The following is a 3,494-nucleotide window of genomic DNA, read 5'->3' on the forward strand; positions in this document are numbered from 1 at the left end:
TTTCTTTGCCTTTCTCTGTGCCGTATGAGCGGCTTACCAGCGTCATACCCTCCACAGGCCCCTCACCGGGCAGCTCCCCAACCGATTCCTTTAAATCTTCGATCCGCTTTAGCATCCGCCGTTCCCGGACGGTATATAGCTGTATTTCCTGCAGGAGAAGCCGGCCCTTGTCAGCCGGCACAGCTTCGATGAGCCGCTTTTCTTCCGCGTCAAGGCAATCAAAAAGGAGAGCTTCAAACTCTCCTGTGGTGACTGCGTTTTTATTTCCCTGTGGAGCCGCCCCGCCTTTATTGCCGGCCGCGTTCTTATTCCCCGGCTGGCCGCCTTTATGATTAGTAACGTTACCTTTCGTTTTTGGTAACGTTACTTTATCCCATTTATCCTGGTTTTTCCATTTCCTGACCTGCGTCTCTGACAACTGCAGCTCGGCAGCGATGTCCTTTAACTGCTTCTTTTTATTACTCTCCAGCCAAAGCTGAAAAGCCTTATCCCTGTTCGGGCTCCTCGGCCTTGCCAAGCATCACCACCTCTCAATCGTTCGTGTTTGTTTTTGGAAAAAGCGCCATGGAGGGCGCTATGACTTGTTATGCTTTATTTTTTTACCCATTCTCCGCTACTTTGTCTAAAGTATAAAAGATCACTGTTTTCAGGTAATCCCCCACTGACCATTACTTTCTGCCACTCCTCGTCTGAAAGTTTGGGGATGTTTAAATCACTTATACTATACAATTTAGAAATATCTATATCAACATTGAGTCTGCAATATTTTTTTCGTAAACTATCTATTTTTTCGTCTGAAAGTCCCGGTGATAAATATATTTTATTTACTAATTTTTGGATGTCACAAGGAATTTCCACATAATCTTCAGAAATTTTATTGCCCATATCCAAAATAATACGAATTTCTTCTTCATATTCATAATTATTTCTTTTTACATATCCCATATACATATATGAAGGGTACGTCTCTGCATTTTCATTTACGATTAATCTTTTTGCATTTTCACCTGAGAAATCCAAATATAAAACTGGCCCAACAAAACCCCCCGACACATGCTCCAAATTTAATGAATCAATTATTCCTTCAACCGTAGTTTCTATACAAACCCCGGCCTTTTCACAGGTATCATGTTGCCCTGCTTTTTCAGGGGGATCGTGTTCTGCTTCTCTATAGGCATAGTATTGCCACATCGCCTCTTTGTCAAATTGTTTACAAAAACACATCCCTGCACAGGAAATCAGCAATGGTAAATTATTAGTGTTAGCTATAAATTCAATGTACCTGTCTTTATCGGCCTGGATTTTTTTTATATATTTCGCTGGAAGTTCCCAAGGATCTTTCCAGCTTGTCACTTTCGCAAATCTTAATGTTTTAGTACGAATTACTTCATCAAAATGAGCTTCTTTAAAGATATGATAAATTTTATCTGTACGTTTTAGTTTTTCATGTAAACTTATAATATTCTGAGTTGTTATTATGCCATATCCCATATTATTATCCTCCTCTCTCTTATCCTAACACAAAATATATTAAAAAGAAACAAAAGGAGGGGCCAGACGCCCTGGATTTCATGCGTCTGGCACTATGAAAAAAAATCCCTGCACCGCCAGCCGAACGCCTTTGGCTTCGACTATATTATAAAACGGCATTTCCGGCAAAACCGGCCAATTTTATTTTATTCCGCACTTTTCCATATATTTATCTCTTATGTGCCGCCGCGGGTAGTCCGGATTTCCTCTATACCCCATCCGCTTTGCCACCTCCGCCCATCCGCACCCGTCTATGTAATATAGCTTGAATACCTGACGGGCTACCGCGTCCTCAATATCCTCAATCCATCGCCGGATCTCTTCTGATTCCTCCTCCTTCCGGTCAAGCTGCCGGCGTTTCCTGTCATAACGTTCCCCGTCGAAGCCGACCACAGCCTGCGGCCTCGGGAAGCCGTCCCGGTAATCGAAAATCACGCTGTGCCCCAAGCCGGAATCTGTAGCGATCATCTCATCCAGCTCAAGGCGCAGGATTTTTATTTCTCTTATAACCTTCTGATACCCTTCCAGCCGCTCCCTTGTCATCTGCACCGGCCCCGCCTCCTTACTTTATGTATCTGCTGTTTCCGTGCTGCCTGTGGTACAGGGCAATCTGCACGTATGTCACAGAATGCCCGCAGTCCAATGTCACCAGATGCTTATATTTTCCTGTCACCCGGCTCTTACGTATAACCGGGCGGACATCCTCCCGCGTGCCGCTTTTCCTCCGGACATCCCTTACCCGGAAGACGTCCCCGATCCGGACGTTCCTCCGGCAATGCGCCACTTCCTCCTGCGTAACCGCGCCATTTGCGACCGCACGGAGGTACTTTATCTTTTCCAGGCTTATTTCAATCACTTCCTTTTTCTGTCAGGAATCCGTAAGACATTTCATAAATCGTTTATCTCCCGGACAATCTTTTATCACATTTCCCCTGTATAGTAATCTTCAACAGGGGCAAACCTTTCATATAAACTTTTTCATACCCATGCCGGCCAGGAGAAAACCCTGGCCGGCGCCTCCTTTTTAAACCTGGGCATTCTTACCCGCCCACTGTTCGGCCATGGCTTTTGCGATGCCGGGATACGTCTTACTCCGCGTTTTCGCCCTGTCCTTACCCGGCGGCATTTTCCATATCCTTTGTTCCCTGCCCGGGACAATATCCACAGGCTTCAGCTTCGGAAGGCCCTTTAACCACAGGCATGTCCTTTTTGTTTCGCCGTGTCCAAACTGCCATGGCTGGATGATCTGATCAGGTTTCCGGTATATGCCGGACATGATCCCTATCGGGTTTTCGATTGCTGTCTTCGGGCAGCCACAATTCGCAAACATCATAAAAAACTCAATGCTTTTCTGCTGGCGTCCGTCCTTTCTTTTCTGCTCAAAATATCTTGCCCCGGATACGGCCAGATCCGTACAGGGAGGAAAAGCGATAACCATATCCCACTTTATTTTCAAAAGCTGCGTTACGTCCTGCTGTAAATGCCACTCCGGATGCCCGCCCGAACAGGGCTCTATGTCGCAGGAATAGGCTTCATGGCCTAACCGCCGTAATTCCCTGGTAACTGCCTGTGATTCCTCGCAGGCTACTAAAATCCGCACTCATGCATCGCCTCCTTTTCTCTCTGCTTCCAACGCGGATTCGGCTTCTTCTCTGGTGAGGAACCAAGTCTTTTCTAATGTTTTCATCGAAACGCTTATTGTTTCCAATGTTTCATTTATACGCAACATTGGGAAAATACCATTTCTCACAATATCGAATTTTAATACCATACATTCAAAAATTTCTCCCTCAAAAACAATCCAAGCCGTATCCCCCACCGCACAAGGCAGTTCCAGCAGTTTCCCCTGCTCCTCTAAGTCTTCGTATTCAGCCAGTTTATTAAGCGCCTCTCTGATTGTGACATCGGGCTTTGCTTCTTTCGTTCCGCTTATTGTCAGTCGCTCCATATCTCCTTTAAATTCC

At 45.5% G+C, this 3,494-nt stretch carries 6 protein-coding genes; all 6 read right to left on the reverse strand.

All coding sequences use genetic code 11. From position 1 onward, the window contains the following. Positions 1–517, reverse strand: a 517-nt coding sequence (terS, locus tag NFS31_RS26250) for a phage terminase small subunit (RefSeq protein WP_251501891.1), incomplete at its 3' end; no start/stop codon positions are given. 74 nt (positions 518–591) lie between these two features. After that, a complete protein-coding gene (locus tag NFS31_RS26255) occupies positions 592–1,491 on the reverse strand; it encodes a DUF2971 domain-containing protein (RefSeq protein WP_160228605.1) in 900 nt (299 codons plus the stop codon). Positions 1,492–1,671: 180 nt separating this feature from the next. Beyond that, a complete protein-coding gene (locus NFS31_RS26260) occupies positions 1,672–2,073 on the reverse strand; it encodes a DUF2959 domain-containing protein (protein WP_251501911.1) in 402 nt (133 codons plus the stop codon). Between the two features lie 19 nt (positions 2,074–2,092). Continuing rightward, complete coding sequence (locus NFS31_RS26265) at positions 2,093–2,386, reverse strand: hypothetical protein (protein ID WP_251501896.1); 294 nt, start codon at positions 2,384–2,386, stop codon at positions 2,093–2,095. Between the two features lie 168 nt (positions 2,387–2,554). Next, complete coding sequence (locus NFS31_RS26270; RefSeq protein WP_251501901.1) at positions 2,555–3,130, reverse strand: hypothetical protein; 576 nt, start codon at positions 3,128–3,130, stop codon at positions 2,555–2,557. Continuing rightward, the coding region (locus NFS31_RS26275) for a hypothetical protein (protein ID WP_251501906.1) at positions 3,131–3,494 on the reverse strand (364 nt) is incomplete at its 5' end.

This window comes from Otoolea muris, assembly GCF_943193115.1.
Classification (GTDB): Bacteria; Bacillota; Clostridia; order Lachnospirales; family Lachnospiraceae; genus Otoolea; species Otoolea muris.